Below are 16,056 nucleotides of genomic sequence, written 5' to 3' on the forward strand. Positions count from 1 at the left end.
CGGCCGGTCCGGCGGCGGCGACCGAGCGGAACGCATTTTTCGATCGATGTCGACCGCATATCTATGGCGAGCGACACGCTGTACGACCGCCTCGGCGGCCACGAGGGGATCCGAGCCGTGGTCGACGAGTTCTACGACAGGCTCGCGGCCGACGAGGAGTTGGGCCCGTTCTTCGAGGACGCCGACATGGAGCGGCTCCGGGAGACACAGACTGACTTCCTGTGTGAGGCGGCAGGGGGGCCGGAGACGTACGACGCGGCGCCGGTCCGCGAGGCACACCTCCACGTTCCCTTCACGCCCGATCACATCCAGCGGGCCGTGGACCTGCTGTACGAGAGCCTGGAAGCGTTCGACGTCGACGAGTCGGACGCGGACGCCGTCGTCGATGCGGTCGCCGCCTACGAAGCCGACCTGCTGGCGGAGCAGGAAGCCGACGGCGAGTGACGAGGGACTAGCCGTCCAGGGTGCCGTTCAGCACCTTCGCCGCGACGAGGATCGGGTCCCAGACGGGACTGAACGGCGGCGCGTACGCGAGGTCCAGCCGTTCGACCTCGTCGACGGTGAGCCCGCCCTCCAGCGCGGTCGCCACCGTGTCGATGCGGACTGCCGCCCGGTCCCTCCCGACGATCGACCCTCCGATGAGTCGCCCGCTCTCGCGGTCGGCGACGAGCGTGACCGTCGTATCCTCGTTGCCCGGGTAGTAGCCGGACCGCGACCCCGCGGTGATCGTCCGCGAGACCGGATCGAACCCGGCATCGCGGGCCTCGTCGGCGTCGAGGATGCCCGTTCGGCCACACTCCTCCTCGAACGCTTTCACGACCGCCGTCCCCGCGATACCGCCGGTCTCGGTCGGTGTCCCAGCAAGGGTCTCCCCGATCGCCCGGCCGGCCCGGTTCGCCGTTAGCCCGAGCGGGACCCACGCCTGCTCGCCGGTGACGACGTGGCGGTCCTCGGCGCAGTCGCCGGCGGCGTACACGTTCTCGACGGTGGTCTCGCCGTACTCGTCGACGGCGATGGCGCCCGACTCGCCCAACTCGACGGGTGTATCCTCGACGATCTCGACGTTCGGCGCGACGCCGACGCCGACGACCGCCATGTCCGCGGCCACGGTTGTCCCGTCTCCGCACCGAACGCGGGCGACGCGCCCGTCCTCCCCGAGCAGTTGATCGACCTCGGTGCCGAGGTGGAGGGTGACCCCTTGCTCGCGGAGGTGTTCGACGACCGCCTCCCCGACCGCCTCGCCGAACATCGGGATCGGCAGCTCCGAGCGCTGGAACAGGTGCACGTCCACGTCCCACGCGTCCAGCGCCTCGGCCATCTCGACGCCCACGTACCCCCCGCCGACGATCGCGGCGGTCTCGGGCGGCTCCATCGCGCCGTAGCGGGCGACCATCTCCCGGTCGAGGTTGTCGCCGCCGCCGAGATCCTCGACGGCGAACGTCGCGGGCGGCGTCAACAGCGCGCGCACGGCCGCCGCCGAATCGAGCCCGTGGATCGTGAACGAGCCGGTCAGGTCGCTCCCGGCGATCGGCTCGGTGCGGGCGCGCGCACCGGTCGCGACGACGAGGTCGCCGTACGGCTGCTCGAACGAGCCGTCCGGGCCCTCGACCGCGACCGTCCGGGCGTCGGTGTCGACGCCGACGACCCCGTGTTCGCGCCGGAGGTCGATCCCCCGCTCGTCGATCGCCGCGGGCGACAACGACAGCAGGTCGTCGAGGGTGTCCACCTCGCCTTTGACGAAGTACGGCTCGCCGCAGTGGGCGTACGACACCCAGCTGCCGCGCTCGAACACGATCACCTCGCGGTCGGGGTCCTCACGGGAGAGCTTGCTCGCCGCGCTCAACCCCGCCGCGTCGCCGCCGACGATAACGACCGGATCTGTCACATCCGTCGGTGACCGGGAGGTGACTTACAGCTATCGCCGGCTGGCGCCCGACTTGCACGCGAGAGCGGGTCAGGACAGGCGCTCGGTCGCGATCGCGGCGCCCTCGTCGAGCGCCGCCAGCTTCGCCCACGCGATCTCGGGATCAACCATTCCGAGCCCAGCCTGCGTGCCGAAGCCGCAGTCGGGTGCGGCCGCAAGCGGCGTCGAGGCGTCGACCGCGTCGGCGACGCGCTCCAGCCGGTCGGCGATGGTTTCCGGATGGTCGATGACGTTCGTCTTCACGTCGACGACACCCGGTATCAGGGTCCAGTCGTCGGGAACGGGCTGCTCGGCGAACGCGCGGTACTCGTGCTGGTGGCGGGGGTTCGCCTGTTCGACGCTGAGCCCGCTGATGTCCGCCTCGTAGATCTCCGGGAGCATCTCGACGAGGTCCGTGTCGAGGTGGTGAGGTCCCTCGTAGCTCCCCCAGCAGGTGTGCAGACGGACCTGCTCGGCCGGAACGTTCGACAGCGCCTCGTTGAGCGCCTGCACGTGCAGACTGGTCGCTTCCTTGATCTCCTCCAACGGGGCGTCGGCATAGGCGGCGGTGTGTCCGATCGTGAGCAGTTCGGGGGCGTCGATCTGCAGCGTCAGGCCGGCGTCGGCGACGAGTTCGTACTCCTCCGCCATCGCGTCGGCGACGGCGAAGAGGTACTCGTCGTAGGAGTCGTAGTGCTCGTTGACGTGCGTGGCGGTGACGACGCTCGGCGACGCGGCGGTCATGAACGTGTCGTCGAAGTCGGCGTCGACGGCCTCGATCGCCTCGCGGAACCCCACGATCTCGGCCTCGGCCTCCTCGCGGCCGGTGTACTCGACGGGACCGGCGACGACGGGGTGCATCGAGAGGTCGATGACGTCCGTCCTGAACGTCTCCTCGGCGTAGTCGGGGAACTCCTGGAGGTCGGCCCACAGCTCCTGCTCCCGTTTGCCCTCGATCCCGCTGAGTCGGTCTGCGACGTACCAGTTGAACGAGACGCGGGACTGTTCCCCGTTGTTGGCTACGTCGATACCGACCTCGGCCTGTCGCTCGATTACGTCGCGCGTGGCGTCCGCGACGGTCCCGTCCCACTCGTCGGCGTCGGTCTCTTTCCCGCTCTGTCGGTCCGTGAGCAGATCGAGTAGCTCGGGCGGTCGCGGGAGGCTTCCGATGTGTGTCGTCCGGATCCGTTCGTCGTTTGCTGTCATGAGTACGTAAATCGATAATATATTTGTATCATATTATAACTCAAGGTATTCACAATTCCCCGTGGGGTCCCGTGCTCCGCCTCGAATCGTCAGTCACCGCTCACCGGTCGTTCCGACGTACCCGCGGATCACCGATGCCTCGGCCTTTCGAACGAGTTCGCCAGCGGTGCTCGTCGAACAGTCGAGCACCGCCGCGACGTCGGCGATCGTTCCCTCCCGCGGGACCTCGTAGTACCCCTTCGAAACGGCGGCGTCGAGCGCCGCACGCTGTCGGTCGGTGAGCCGAGCGAGCGGACGCGTTCGTTCGAACCCGTGCACGCGTTCGATCGTCAACTCTCCGAGTTCGGAGAGTCGATCGTGGAACGTGCTGAGAGCCGAGCGCTGTCCCACGGCTTCGAAGCGAACGCGACCGGTGTCGAAAAACACGACCGGCGGGAGAAACACCACCCGCGCGTCGGCGATCGTCTCGAGCAGCGCCGTCGAGAACTCGTACTCGCCCTGGCGGAGAAAGGCGTACGTGCCGTCCTCGCCGTCGACGAAGTGTGACCCGAGGAGCGAGTCGATCTCACTGACAGCCGTCGCTGTCGCGTCCGGTTTACCGTCACACCAGAACAACGTCGTCGCATCGGCGGTCGGACTCCACATGAGCAACTCGGCCCGCGTGATCGCCGTTCCCTCGATGATCCGTCGATGGAGCGGATGGACGAGCCGATCGGGGTAGGTGATCGAGAACTGGATCCGATTCATTCCACACGACCCGTAGTCTACGGCCCGACGTATCAACGATCGCTCCTGAGCGGTCCCCTCGCCGGGCGAGCGTTTGGAGGCTTCGACGCTGTCAACGGTCCGCCGCCACCACATCGGGAACGCTCCGAACGAGCGTCCGGAGGTGATCCGCCCCATCGAGAGCGTGCATCTCGGCCGTCGGAATCGTCCGTTCGAGTCCACGAGCGGCGGCGAACGGGACGTTCGTGTCGGCCGTTCCGTACCACAGGTCCACGTCCGCTTCGATCGCACCGAGGTCCACCCCCCAGTCCGTCGACGTGGAACGGAACTCGGTGACTGCACCGCACCGGTGGTGCGCGAACGCCTCGACGAAGTCCGCCTTCACGGTCTCGGCCACGCGATCCGGGACCGGGTCGTCACCGCCCGATGCGGTGTATTGTCCGACGACGAACGAGGGGTCCAGCCGCTCCGCACACCACGCCTGTCCACGGAAGAGCCCGCCGAGCACGCTCGGTGCTCGTGTCGCCATGGTGGTTAGCAGTCGCTGTACTGCGGGTGTGTCTCCGCCGACCGTCGGCGGAGTCGCCCCGGCGATCACGTCCACGTGGTCGACCCGCTCGGGGCGTGCTACCGCCGTCGAAAGAGCGTACGGGCCACCACCGGAGAACGCGACGAGCCGCGCGGTGTCCACGCCCGCGTCGTCGAGTACCGGCGTGACGAACTCGGCGGCGTCGGCGATCGATCGGTTCGGCCACGGCGACGAACGACCGTAGCCCGGTCGCTCGGGAGCGAGTACCCGGACGTCGTGTCTCCTGGCGCCACGAGCGAGCAGCGCTCCGAAGCGACGGGACCCCGGCGTTCCATGGAAGAAGACGAGAGGGGTTCCGTTCGATCGACCGTACTCCGCGTAGGCGATCTCGCGTTCTCCGTCGATACGAACCACGCTGGTCTCACAGCGGTCCCGGTCTCTCTCGTCGGTCGACGGAGCAGACGTCGTCATCGGTCGGTGGTTGTCATGGCTGTTCCGTGGTAGTGGTGCCGGACTAGTCCGTCGATTTATATACTGAGCTGCCGGTCGTTGCTCACGATCGCCACTCTGCTGAAATCGATTGGATAATATAACCCCTCCCGGGACGACCCGCCACGTGGACACGATGACTGTGTCAGACCTGATGCGGACCGACGTCGTCACCGCCCGAGCGGACACGCACGCCAGCGAGCTTGCCGCGCGGATGCGCGACGAGCAGGTCGGCAGCGTCGTCGTCTCGGAGGACGGACGGCCGACCGGGATCGTCACCGACCGGGATCTCGCGATCGGCGTCGTCGCCGAGAGCGGTGACCCGGAAGCCCGAACCGCGGCCGACGTCATGAGCGAGGAACTGACCACAGTTCCGTCCGACATCGGGGTGTTCGAACTGTGTGACGAGTTCGCAGACGCCCGCGTGCGGCGGCTGCCCGTCGTCGACGACGACGGTACGCTCGCCGGCATCGTCACCCTCGACGACCTCCACGTGATGCTCGCCGACGAACAGCACGACCTCTCGAGAGCCGTTCAGTCGGCGATCCCGCCGTACTGAACCCGGCGACGTGTCGTCGACGGGTGCAATCTGTCGGCGAGCCTCACGGTACGCTCAACCGTGCGGGACTCGTGGGGTCAGGTACATGATGCTCCCCACCCACGCGCTCGCCGGCGCGGCCCTCGCGGTTCCGCTGGCGACCGTCGCGCCCGAGGCGGCCGTCGTCGTGCTCGCCGCGGGGCTGCTGGGCGGCGTCCTCCCCGACATGGACCTGTACGTGGGGCACCGTCGGACCCTCCACTTCCCGGTGTACTACTCCGCGGCGACAGCCGTCGCCGTCCCGTCAGCCTTCGTTCTCGGTACGACCGCGAGCGTCGCGGTCGCCGCCGTTCTTCTCGGCGCCGCCGCCCACAGCGTCGCCGACGTGTTCGGCGGCGGGCTCGAGCTTCGCCCGTGGCAAGCGACCGCCGACCGCGCCGTCTACGACCACTTCAACGGCCGCTGGATCGCCCCGCGCCGCTGGATCCGATACGACGGCGCACCCGAGGACCTCCTGCTGTCGGCGACGCTGGCCGCCGGCCTGTGGGGTGTCGTCGACGGTGAGTTGCGGATCGCCGTCGCTGGCGCGCTCGCGATCGCGGGCGCCTACACGGTCGTCCGGCGCGTCCTCCCGAGCGTCGTCGAGGTGATCGTGCCCGCGCTCCCGACGGCCGTCGTCTCGTCGCTTCCCGCGCGCTATCGGGCGTCGACAACGGCAGGTTCAGCGGCCGGCTCGGATGTCGGCCGCGACGAGCACGGGGGGAGCGGCCCCGGTCGTGACTCGCGAGACGGGCGATAACTATGCACGACGCGGCCCACGTCGCCGCGACAGTTCTGCAGGCTGGAATCGTCCTTCTGGGACTGGTCGCCGTCCGCCGGGCGGACGTGGCCGCCGCGGTCAACGCCGTGTTCGCGCTGGCGGTCGCGCTCCTGCCCGCCGGGCTGTCCATAGCCGCGCCGGCGACGGTCGGGAACGCAGTGTACGCTACTTCGGAACTGTCGCTGTGGCTTGCACTGGCCGGATTCATCCACGTCGTCGGGATGCTCGGCCGGTACGAGACCGTCTGGTGGTGGGACCACCTCACCCACACCGTCTCGGCCGCGCTGCTTGCCTCAGTGGTGTACAGCGGGTTCGTCGTCGCCTCCCGCTCGTCCACTGGACTTGCTCTCCAGCCAACTGGGGTCGCCGGCGCGACGATCGGCTTCGTGTTCGCGATCGGCGTGTTCTGGGAGCTCGGAGAGCTCCTCGCGCGGGACGTCGCCGAGTGGCTCGATGTCGAACCGGTGTTGGTCCATTACGGCTGGCGCGACACGGCTCTCGATCTCGTGTTCGACGTCGTCGGCGCGCTCATCGTCGTCGCCATGGACGTTCGACTGTTCGTCTCGATCGCGTCCGTGTCGCCGTCAGCGACGCGAACCGCGCTGCTGTGGGCCGGGTGGGGTGTCGCCGGCGGGTCGGTGTTGCTGACGGCGGGAGTGCTGCTCGCGCGCGACACCGGCGAGTCGAGGTGAACCGCCTCGGGTCGAGCTCCGAGGCACTCGCCTTGTACTGCCCGTAGAACACGAACAGCCCCGCGGAGGTGAGTACCCCGAGAACTGCGGGACCGGGTCACCGACTCCGCGACGCCGGGCCCTGTGAAGGTCTCGACGATCCGGAACGGACCGGGTCTCGCCGGAGCGATGGCGCCGTTGCGCCGGGTTCGTCCGAGTCGCTCACACCTCCGGGGTCGACTCCTTTCGTCCGGTGAGGCTGTCGGGGTCGAGCCGGTAGAACTCGAACTGCACGTCCGCGGTGGACCGGCCGAAGATGTCGACGAGGGGGATCCCCACCCGATCGAGTCCCGCCAACGACTCCGTCGCGACGTCGCTGTCGGAGGTCGATTCGAGTCGGCCGGACGCGACGACGCTGTGCCACCGGTCGTCGACGGTGTCGTGCGTGACGAACGTGACAGGCCGATCGGTCAGGGGCGGTTTCTCGCTGTCGGCGCCGACGGCCAGTCGGAAGTAGAACGTCTCCTCGCGTCCGTCGTAGCCGTACGAGACGGGAACGCTGTGGGGCGGCTCGTCGGCGCCGTTCTCGGAGGCCAGCGACATGACCCCGACCCCGCCGGTTCCGAGGAACTCGTCGCGCTCGGCGTCGTCCATCGTCACCGCTTCTGGGGCGCTCATACTGGGCAGTACGTCACCGATCGTGAAAAAACGGGCCGGCAGTTCGACCGGCCGGTAGCTCAGCCTCCGAAGCGGTTCCTGCCGACCGTGGCGGCGGCCTCGAGCGTCGCGGACGAGTCCGCGTCCCCCTCGGCCTCGTGAACGACCCAGTCGACGCCGTGTGCACGGGCGGCGTCCGCGAACTCGACCCCGGGGATTTCGGCGTCGCCGACGCGACCGATCACGGTCTCGATCGGGTCATCGACCTCGCGGAGGCTGTACAGCTGGAACGCGAACCGAGGCTCGGTCACGATCCGGCCTCCGAGCCGTCGGCAGCGGGGGCCAGCACCGACTCCGGGAGATACGCCGAGACGGTCCAGTTCGGCGCGTCGACGACCTCGTTGATCTTCAGGTCGACCGCGGCCGAGCACAGCACGTACGCGTCCGGCCGGGAGAACCCCCGGTGTTCGTTGAGGTGTGCGATCATGTCGCTGACCGCCGACTTCGTCGCGTCCATGAGGTCCGGCGCGATGCCGGTCGTCGCGTACATCCGCTCGTCGCGCCCGCCGGGCGTGAACGGGCCGTCCGTCTCGAACTGCGGTCCGGCGACGGGGTAGTCGTCGACGAGATCGAACCGAGCGGTCACGGCCATAGGGGCCTCGATGCCCGTGAGACACACCTCGCCGTCGCCCTGCGCGGCGTGGCAGTCGCCGATCGAAAACAGCGCACCCGCCGCCTCGACCGGGAGGTACAGCCTGGATCCGGCCGTCAAGTGCTTCACGTCCATGTTCCCGCCGACGCGCCGCGGCGGCATGGTCGAGTGAGGGCCGTCGTCTCCGGGGGCGACGCCGAGGTTCCCGGGGAACGGCGCCAGCGGCACCGCCACCTCCGGGGCGTCGTCGGCGGCGAACGTCGCGACCGGCGTCCCGTTCCGCCGGGCGTCCAGATCCCACTCGCGGACGTGCGGGTCGCGGAACTCCTCGGGGAGCAGGCCGCCCTCCCGTTCCCCCGGCGGGATCGCGGTGACGCCCCGGCCGCGGTGCTCGAACGCGAGGAGGTCGACGGCGAGGGTGTCCCCCGGCTCGGCGCCCGCGACGGCGACCGGTCCCGTGAGGGCGTGTCCCTCGGTGTCGACGGCGAGCAGTTTCTCGACGCTCGCGGGCGGGTCGAGCTGGCCGTCGTAGGCGTCGCGACAGTCGAAGCGGACGACGCTCCCCGGCTCGACGGTGAGTGCGGGCTCGATCGAGGCGTCCCAGCGGTAGTGGACGGCGTCGTCGGCGGACAGTTCGTAGTCGGGACCCGGGGCGTCGGGGACGGCGAAGCGGCGCTGTGTCATGTGGGACCGTGACGTTCCCGACAGTATAAGTCATGCAGCCCGGACGGATTCGAGTCGAAACCTTCAGACTCGCCGCCGGCAGACTCCGGGTGTGACACGGTATCGGACGTTCGGACTGTTCGTCTTCCTCGCGGCAGTGTGGGGCTCGGCGTTCATGGCGATCAAGGCCGGCCTGGAGTTCTTTCCCCCGGTGCTGTTCGCGGCGGTCCGCTACGACATCGCGGGCGTCGTGATGCTCGCGTACGCGGTGTACACGACGGACGACCCCGTGCCTCGCGGACGGGCACAGTGGACCGACGTCGCCATCGGCGCGGTGCTGCTCATCGCGGCGTACCACGCGCTGTTGTTCGTCGGGCAGACGGACCCGACCGTGACGAGCGCGGCCGCCGCGGTCGTCGTGAGCTTGAGTCCGGTTCTCACCACCGGGTTCGCCCGAGCGTTCCTCCCGAGCGAGCGGCTGACGGCGCTGGGGGTCGTCGGCATGGTCCTCGGGCTGGTCGGCGTCGCGGTGCTCTCGGAACTCGACCCCTCGAACCTCCTCGCCGGTAGTACGGTCGCGAAGCTGCTCATCTTCGGCGCGGCTGCGGCGTTCGCGCTCGGCAGCGTCCTCTCGCGCCGCGTCGACTCCGATCTCCCGATCGCGACCATGGAGGCGTGGGCCATGCTCGGCGGCGCGGTGATCATGCACTGCGTCTCGCTCGGGATGGGCGAGTCGGTCGGGAGCGTCGTCCTCACCGGGGAGGCGATCGCCGCGCTCGCGTACCTCTCGCTGGCCGCCAGCGCGGTCGGCTTCCTCGTCTACTTCGAACTGCTGGAGCGCCTCGGTCCGATCGAGATCAACCTCGTGAGCTACGTCGCGCCGGTCTTCGCGGCGCTGTCGGGGTGGATGTTCTTAACGGAAGTGCCGACGGCTGCGACGGGCGGCGGGTTCGTCCTCATCTTCGCCGGGTTCGTCCTGCTCAAGCGTCGCGCGATCCGCGCGGAGATCGCCGCGCTGACCGAGACGGACGGGGGGACCGCCGACTGATCGACAGCGAACCGAGGCCCGGAGACTGATCGGTACCGATCCCGTCGCCGCCTCCCGCGGAGTTATTGATGCCGACGGAGACCTCCAGATACAATGGATACACGACTCGCCGAGTACGTCGACGACTTCACCCGGCGCGACTGGCAGACGCTCGACCCCGGCGCGGTCGAGGACCCGGTTCGTCTGGCGCTCGTCGGCGCCGGGTGGTTCACGAAGGAGTGGGCGCTCCCCGGCATCGAGCGCTCGGCGTTCACCGAGGCGACCGTCGTCACCGACGTCGACGCCGACGCCGTCGACGCTGTCGCGTCCGCACACGACCTGACCGGTGTTACGCCGGAGGCGTTCCGCGCCGGTGAGGTCGCGGACCAGTACGACGCGGTGTACGTCGCGACGCCGAACGCGACACACTTGGAGTACGTGAGGGCCGCGGCCGAACAGGGGAAGGCGGTGCTGTGCGAGAAGCCGATGGAGGCGTCCGCCGACCGCGCCGAGCGGCTCGTCGAGGTCTGTGAGGACGCGGGCGTCCCGCTGATGGTCGGCTACCGGATGCAGACGGACCCCGTTGTCCGGCGACTGAGGGATCTCGTCGATGCGGGTTACATCGGCGACCCGGTCCACGTGCACGCGACGATGTCGCAGACGATGCTCGGCGAGCTCACCGGCGACCCCGACCAGTGGCGCCTCGATCCGGATCTCTCGGGCGGGTGCGCGCTGATGGACATCGGGATCTACCCGCTCAACACGACGCGGTTCGTCCTCGACGCCGACCCGGTCGCCGTCTCCGGCCACACCCGCACGGAGCACGAGGCGTTCGCGGGCGTCGACGAGCACGCGGACTTCCGGCTGGAGTTCCCCGACGACGTCACGGCGATGTGCACCGTCAGCCAGAACGCGGCCCACGCCAGTCGACTCGAGATCACCGGCACGGAGGGACGAGTGGTCCTCGATCCCGCGTTCTACGAGCGCGAGGAGCGCGAACTGGCGGTCGAGCGCGGCGACCTCCGGATGGACGTCGAGGTCGACCCGGTTCACCAACTGGAAGCGGAGTTCGCCTACTTCGGCCACCACGTGCTGACGGACACTCGGTTCCACCCGGACGGTCGACACGCGCTGGTGGATTCTCGGACGGTGGAGGCGCTCTACGAGTCAGCAGCGGTCGGCACCCGGATCGAACTCGACGAGTGACCGTCGCGAGCGGTCACCGTCGGTCCCGGTCCGACTCCCACTCGCTCGCGCTCGCGTCGAGTCGGTGTGCCTCCCGCACGAAATCGCTGTAGTGGGCGACGATGTCGCCGTGGGTCACGATCCCCTCGAGTTCGGCGTCCTCGACCACGGGGAGCTTCTTGATCTCGCCGTCGTTCATCCGTTTGACCGCCGACCTGATCGTCGCGTCGGGGGCGATCGTTTCCAACGGGTGGCTCGCGGCTTTGTCGACCGGGATGTCGTCGAGCGCTCGCCCGGTGACCACGCCGACACGGACGATATCCGTCTCCGTGAGGATCGCCAGCGGCGTTCCGTCCTTGGTGATCAGCACGCTCCCGATCTCGGTGTCGAGCATCCGCTCGGCGGCGTCTCGTACGGTCACGCCGGCGTCGCACGTGACGACCTCCCGTGTCATGAGGTCTCGAACGAGCATACTGTGGCGTCGAGACGGAGACATTCAGGTGTGTCGCTCGCGGTATCCGTGTCCGGCCCCCTCCGACCGCGTTCACGCTATGTTCCCCCCGTCGACGACGAATGGATGACCCGTGACGAACCGCGGCCCCCCGAGCACAGCCAGACGGCCGCGCTGGCGACTTCCTCGGAGCGCCACATCCGTCGCAGTGGCTTCGCCTGCACGATCTGGCCGATCCCTTCCTCGCCCATCTCCTCGCTCGCGCGGTCGATCACCTCGGTGTCGATGACACCCGGACAGACCGCGTTCACCCGGACGCCCGCGGGCCCGTACTCCGCGGTGGCGACGCGCGTGAGCCCGACGACGCCGTCGGTGACTCCCAACGCCTGCTGCGTGGCGCCACCGATGGACAGCTGACTACGATCCGCCGACCCTCGGCCGAACGGTCAGCACCGCGACCGAGAGGACGTACGCGACCGTGGCGAGGAGGTACGTGCCGCCGGCGGCGGCCGGTGTCGTCCCGAAACCGAGCCCGACGCCCCCGAGCGTGCTCCCGACGGCTGCGACGAGGGGCAGCGCGCAACTGGCGCACGACCCGAGCGCGATCAGGCCGGCGACGCCGGCGGAGGACCCGTATTCGGCGACGTCACGGACGGCCAACGAGACGAGATACGCCAGCGCCCCGTAGCCGATGACTCGGTAAGGGAACAGGAACAGCGAGACGAGCGGGCCGTCGTAGCGCACCATCGGCCCCCACCACGGCGGGAGCAGCACCACGTCGAGCCCGGTCGCTACGCCGGACGAGAGCCCGACTGCACCGGTGACCCATCCGAGGATGATAGCGTAGGCGGCGCCCACGAGGCCGGCGAGTGCGAGGACACCGCGACCCGATTCCGGACGGCCGGCGTGACGAACGCCGACAGCCGCGGCGGTGATCCAGACGAGCGGGATCGCGAGCGTCCGCGGCGCCGCGAGCCCGGCGTCGGTCGCCGCGAGGTACGCCAGCGCGAGCGCGGACTGCGCCCCGAGCGCGAGCACCGCGGTTCTGCCGTACTCGGTCGGCGAGTCGACCGAAAACCGCGTGACGAGGGGGTTCATGTTGGCTCGTCCTCCTCGTTTTCCTCACCGTTCACGGTAGCGCCGGGAGGTCCGGTCGGCCCGCCGTCCGCGACAGTCGGCCGGCGCCCGTCGCGCGTATCGGCGGAGTTCGGATCCGGCGTCACCGACGACGTCTCCCCGCTACCGTCACCGCCACCGTCGATCGACTCCTCGTCGGTGTCCGGGTCCGGACCGAGCGAGCGCGCGGAGTTGCCGACGACGAGGAGGCTGGAGGCGGCCATGGCCACCGCCGCCAACAGCGGCGTCACGACGCCGAGCACCGCCGCGGGGACGGCGATGGCGTTGTAGAGGAACGCCCACACGAGGTTCTCGCGGACGCGCCGCCGCGTCGCCGCGAGGGTGTCGAACGCGCGGTCGACCGACCGGAGATCGCGGCCCACGAGCACCGCGTCGGCCGCGTCGGCCGCCAACTCCGTCCCCGACGCGACCGCGATGCCGAGGTCCGCGGCCGCCAGCGCGGGCGCGTCGTTGCTCCCGTCGCCGACCATCGCGACCGTCCCCGATTCGCGGAGTCGACGAACCGTCTCCGTCTTGGCTTCCGGCGGGAGCCCGGCGTACACCTCGTCGACGCCGTCGGCGTCGCGGAGGCGGTCGGCGGCCGGCCCCTCGTCGCCGGTGAGCACGACGACACGTCGGTCATCGCTGAGCGCCGCGACGGCCGCACGCCACCCCGGACGCGGGTCGTCGACCGCGACGAGCACGCCGCGGACGGCGTCGTCCCAGCCGACGTAGGCGGCGAGGTGACCGCCGGCCTCCGCGGCGTCGTATCGGTCCCGCAGTTCGCTCGGCACGTGGATGTCGTCCTCGTCGAAGAGGGACTCGCCGCCGACGGTGACACGCGGGCCGCCGTCGACGTGACCGGAGACGCCGCGACCCGGGTGCGTCTCGAAGCCCTCGACGGTCGAATCCGGGCCGAACACGCTCTCGCCGTCCCGTCCACCGGACGCGTCCGACTCGGCCGCCGCATCGACGACCGCGGCGGCGACGGGATGATCGGAGCGCGCCTCGACGGCCGCGGCGCGGCCGAGCAGTTCGGCGCGGTCCGTCCCGTCGGCGGGGATCGCCTCCCGAAGCGCCATCTCGCCGGTCGTCAGGGTCCCCGTCTTGTCGAGCGCGACCACGTCCACCTCGTCGGCGGTCTCGACCGCGCTCCCGTCGGTCAACACGACTCCGTCCGCGAGCAGCGAGCGCGTCCCGGCTGCGATCGCCAGCGGCGTCGCCAGTCCCAGCGCACACGGACACGAGACCACGAGCACCGCGAGGCCGGTGAGCAGCGCCTCCGTCGGCGGCGCGCCGAGCGCCAAGTGGACGAGGAACGCGAGCGTCCCGAGGACGAGGACCACCGGGACGAAGATCGTCGCCAGCGCGTCGGCCAACTGCTGTGGCGCGCCCTCGCCGCGGACGTCCCACAGCAGCGAGACCACGCGATCGAGCGTGCGCTCCGTGCCGTCGTCCGCCTCGACGACGAACCGGCCGTCGGAGACGACGGTCCCGCCACGGACGGTCGCGCCCGGTCCCCGGCGGACGGGAAGCGACTCGCCGGTGACGAGCGACTCGTCGACGGCGGCGGTTCCCTCGCGGATCGTCCCGTCGACGGGGACCCGCTCGCCGGATCGCACGACTATCCGGTCGCCGCCCTCGACCGCCTCGACCGGCACGGTCTCCGTGCCGTCGGCGGTGGCGAGGCGTGCCTCGGCGACGCGGTCGCGCGTGAGGTCGGTCAGTGTCCCGACGGCGCGGCGCTTGACGCGCTCCTCGTAGTACGTGCCGACGGTAACCGCCATGATCACGACGACCGTCACGTCGAAGTACACCTCGACGCGCCCGAGCAGGATCGCGAGCGTGCTGTAGAGGTAGGCGGTCGTCGCGGCGAGCGCGACGAGGAGGTCCATGTTCGGTTGACGGGTACGGACCGCGACGTACGCGCCGCGCAGCAGCGGCGCGCCGGTGTATCCGAGCACGATCGTCGCCGATACCCAGACGTTCGCGAGGAGGAAGCTCCCGGCGCGGCCGCGGAGACCGAACAACAGCGCCTCCGTCGGCAGCCCGAAGTACGTCGGATACAGGAAGAGGACGTACCACAGCATCGCCATCATGCCGAAGAACCCGCCGACGAGTAACCGCCCGATCGTTTCGTCGTCGTCGCCGACGCCGTCCGCGTCGGTGGTGGGTGCCGCCGTGTAGCCCACGCCCGCGACGGCGTCGGCGACGGCGCCCGGGTCGGTGCGCTCGGAGTCGTAGTGGACCCGCATCGCGTCCGCCGGGAAGTTCGCGTCCGCGGCTGCGACGCCGTCCACGCCGCCGGCACGTCCCTCGAGGAACGCCTCGCAACTCGCGCAGTGCATGCCGTCGACCCGGAGATACGCCGTCTCGGCGTCGTCCGGGACAGTCGCGTCGGCGCTCCCGGGCGCACTCTCGTCCGTCCCGCGAACCGCGTCCCGGGCGTCGTCTGCGTCCACGCCGGCGGGGTCCTCGAGCGTCCGCGCGACTTCGAGACAGCCCCGGCAGCAGAAGCTGCCATCCACACCGGCGTCAGTTACGGGCGGGTTCGGGAGTGACAGTCCGCACAGTGTGCAAGCGTCGGGTTCCCCGGAGTCGTCGCTGCCGACGCTGCTAGCGTCGCTGCGAGCGTCGGCGGCGTCGCTCACGGGGACGGCACCTCGGCGTAGTGCGGGAGGTGGACCATCGGAACGGGTACACCGAGCAATCCGAGACCGTGCAGCAGGGGGAGCAACCCGAGCAGTAGGAACGCACCCCCGAGCACGCGGTGGACGCGGCCGCGAACCGACGGCGGGACGGCGCTGAGAACCGTGGCGTACCCCACCATCGCGGGGGCGGTGCCGACGCCGAGGGCGCCGAGCGCGAGCGCGCCCACCGTCGGCGACCCTCGCGCGAACGCATAGAGGTACGCGGGGTACAGCAGCGGGCACGGAAGGAGCGCGTGCAGAGACCCGAGGATCGCGATCTTGGGACCGTCGGCCCACTCCTCGGCACGGCTGCCGGCTACCCGTGCGATCCGTCCGAAGGCAGTCGAGACCCCGGGGATCGGAATCCGGCCGGGGTCCAACGGTCGGCCGCGAACGTAGCCGATCCCGACGACGATGACGACGAGTCCGGCGGCGACGCCGGCGACGCCGCGAACCAGATCGGCACCGGCGAACAGGCTCCCGCCGGCGATCGCGGCGCCGCCGAGCGCGCCGAGAACGGCGCCCACGAGCGCGTACGTCCCGACGCGACCGAGGGTGAGCAGCCCCTGCTGGCGAACGTCGTGCAACGTCACCCGTCCGGACTCGCCGCCGGCGTCTCCGGCGTACGAGGTGACGAGCGGCCCGCACATCCCCAGGCAGTGGGCGCCGCCCAACAGGCCGACGAGAAAGAACGCCCCGAGTTCGACCGCGCCCCCGAGCACAGCGGTCATCT

The 16,056-nt window shown here is 70.2% G+C and carries 18 protein-coding genes; 6 read left to right on the forward strand and 12 right to left on the reverse strand.

What is annotated here, in order from left to right; all coding sequences use genetic code 11:
* Positions 1 to 63: 63 nt before the first annotated feature.
* Positions 64 to 444 carry a truncated hemoglobin gene (locus K6T25_RS13100; RefSeq protein ID WP_222914814.1) on the forward strand — a complete coding sequence of 127 codons (381 nt, stop codon included), beginning with the start codon at positions 64 to 66 and terminating at the stop codon, positions 442 to 444.
* A 7-nt stretch (positions 445 to 451) separates the two neighbouring features.
* On the opposite strand, the gene K6T25_RS13105 is transcribed toward K6T25_RS13100, so the two are convergent.
* From K6T25_RS13105 to K6T25_RS13120, 4 genes are all read right to left on the reverse strand, one after another.
* Complete coding sequence (locus K6T25_RS13105) at positions 452 to 1,885, reverse strand: FAD-dependent oxidoreductase (protein WP_222914816.1); 1,434 nt, start codon at positions 1,883 to 1,885, stop codon at positions 452 to 454.
* 69 nt (positions 1,886 to 1,954) lie between these two features.
* Entirely contained in the window at positions 1,955 to 3,109 is a 1,155-nt protein-coding gene (locus K6T25_RS13110; protein ID WP_222914817.1) for a cobalamin-independent methionine synthase II family protein, read from the reverse strand.
* A 93-nt stretch (positions 3,110 to 3,202) separates the two neighbouring features.
* Positions 3,203 to 3,856, reverse strand: coding sequence for a helix-turn-helix domain-containing protein (locus K6T25_RS13115; RefSeq protein ID WP_222914819.1), 654 nt, complete (start codon positions 3,854 to 3,856; stop codon positions 3,203 to 3,205).
* A 91-nt stretch (positions 3,857 to 3,947) separates the two neighbouring features.
* Positions 3,948 to 4,778: an alpha/beta fold hydrolase gene (locus K6T25_RS13120; protein WP_225917748.1), complete on the reverse strand. Its 831-nt coding sequence runs from the start codon at positions 4,776 to 4,778 to the stop codon at positions 3,948 to 3,950.
* A 211-nt stretch (positions 4,779 to 4,989) separates the two neighbouring features.
* On the opposite strand from K6T25_RS13120, the gene K6T25_RS13125 reads away from it, so the two are divergent.
* From K6T25_RS13125 to K6T25_RS13135, 3 genes are all read left to right on the forward strand, one after another.
* Positions 4,990 to 5,412 (forward strand): CBS domain-containing protein, encoded by a 423-nt coding sequence (locus K6T25_RS13125; protein WP_222914823.1) that lies wholly within the window; start codon positions 4,990 to 4,992, stop codon positions 5,410 to 5,412.
* An 85-nt stretch (positions 5,413 to 5,497) separates the two neighbouring features.
* On the forward strand, positions 5,498 to 6,190 hold the full coding sequence (locus K6T25_RS13130; RefSeq protein WP_321170887.1) for a metal-dependent hydrolase: 693 nt from the start codon (positions 5,498 to 5,500) through the stop codon (positions 6,188 to 6,190).
* A 2-nt stretch (positions 6,191 to 6,192) separates the two neighbouring features.
* Complete coding sequence (locus K6T25_RS13135; RefSeq protein WP_222914825.1) at positions 6,193 to 6,903, forward strand: DUF2238 domain-containing protein; 711 nt, start codon at positions 6,193 to 6,195, stop codon at positions 6,901 to 6,903.
* Between the two features lie 201 nt (positions 6,904 to 7,104).
* Here the strand turns inward: K6T25_RS13135 and K6T25_RS13140 are convergent, their stop codons facing one another.
* Genes K6T25_RS13140 through K6T25_RS13150 form a run of 3 tightly spaced genes read right to left on the reverse strand, consistent with a single transcriptional unit; the run spans position 7,105 to position 8,875 of the window.
* Positions 7,105 to 7,560 (reverse strand): pyridoxamine 5'-phosphate oxidase family protein, encoded by a 456-nt coding sequence (locus tag K6T25_RS13140; protein ID WP_222914827.1) that lies wholly within the window; start codon positions 7,558 to 7,560, stop codon positions 7,105 to 7,107.
* A 59-nt stretch (positions 7,561 to 7,619) separates the two neighbouring features.
* Positions 7,620 to 7,850 (reverse strand): hypothetical protein, encoded by a 231-nt coding sequence (locus K6T25_RS13145; RefSeq protein WP_222914829.1) that lies wholly within the window; start codon positions 7,848 to 7,850, stop codon positions 7,620 to 7,622.
* Entirely contained in the window at positions 7,847 to 8,875 is a 1,029-nt protein-coding gene (locus K6T25_RS13150; RefSeq protein ID WP_222914831.1) for an acetamidase/formamidase family protein, read from the reverse strand. Before K6T25_RS13150 ends, K6T25_RS13145 begins: the two co-directional genes overlap by 4 nt.
* Positions 8,876 to 8,966: 91 nt before the next feature.
* Between K6T25_RS13150 and K6T25_RS13155 the strand changes: the two genes are divergently transcribed.
* Both K6T25_RS13155 and gfo6 read left to right on the forward strand, forming a co-directional pair.
* A complete protein-coding gene (locus tag K6T25_RS13155; protein WP_222914833.1) occupies positions 8,967 to 9,902 on the forward strand; it encodes a DMT family transporter in 936 nt (311 codons plus the stop codon).
* A gap of 93 nt (positions 9,903 to 9,995) precedes the next feature.
* A complete protein-coding gene (gene gfo6 / locus K6T25_RS13160) occupies positions 9,996 to 11,087 on the forward strand; it encodes a D-xylose 1-dehydrogenase Gfo6 (RefSeq protein ID WP_222914835.1) in 1,092 nt (363 codons plus the stop codon).
* Between the two features lie 13 nt (positions 11,088 to 11,100).
* Here the strand turns inward: gfo6 and K6T25_RS13165 are convergent, their stop codons facing one another.
* The 5 genes from K6T25_RS13165 to K6T25_RS13185 form a co-directional block, all read right to left on the reverse strand.
* A complete protein-coding gene (locus K6T25_RS13165; protein WP_222914837.1) occupies positions 11,101 to 11,538 on the reverse strand; it encodes a CBS domain-containing protein in 438 nt (145 codons plus the stop codon).
* Positions 11,539 to 11,615: 77 nt separating this feature from the next.
* On the reverse strand, positions 11,616 to 11,900 hold the full coding sequence (locus K6T25_RS13170; protein WP_222914839.1) for an SDR family oxidoreductase: 285 nt from the start codon (positions 11,898 to 11,900) through the stop codon (positions 11,616 to 11,618).
* Between the two features lie 34 nt (positions 11,901 to 11,934).
* Positions 11,935 to 12,615, reverse strand: a complete 681-nt coding sequence (locus tag K6T25_RS13175; RefSeq protein WP_222914841.1) for a DUF7546 family protein — start codon at positions 12,613 to 12,615, stop codon at positions 11,935 to 11,937.
* Positions 12,612 to 15,284 carry a heavy metal translocating P-type ATPase gene (locus tag K6T25_RS13180; RefSeq protein ID WP_222914843.1) on the reverse strand — a complete coding sequence of 891 codons (2,673 nt, stop codon included), beginning with the start codon at positions 15,282 to 15,284 and terminating at the stop codon, positions 12,612 to 12,614. Before K6T25_RS13180 ends, K6T25_RS13175 begins: the two co-directional genes overlap by 4 nt.
* Complete coding sequence (locus K6T25_RS13185; RefSeq protein ID WP_222914845.1) at positions 15,281 to 16,054, reverse strand: sulfite exporter TauE/SafE family protein; 774 nt, start codon at positions 16,052 to 16,054, stop codon at positions 15,281 to 15,283. The genes K6T25_RS13180 and K6T25_RS13185 overlap by 4 nt, the downstream gene beginning before the upstream one ends.
* Positions 16,055 to 16,056 lie beyond the last annotated feature (2 nt).

It is taken from the genome of Halobaculum rubrum, assembly GCF_019880225.1.
GTDB lineage: Archaea > Halobacteriota > Halobacteria > Halobacteriales > Haloferacaceae > Halobaculum > Halobaculum rubrum.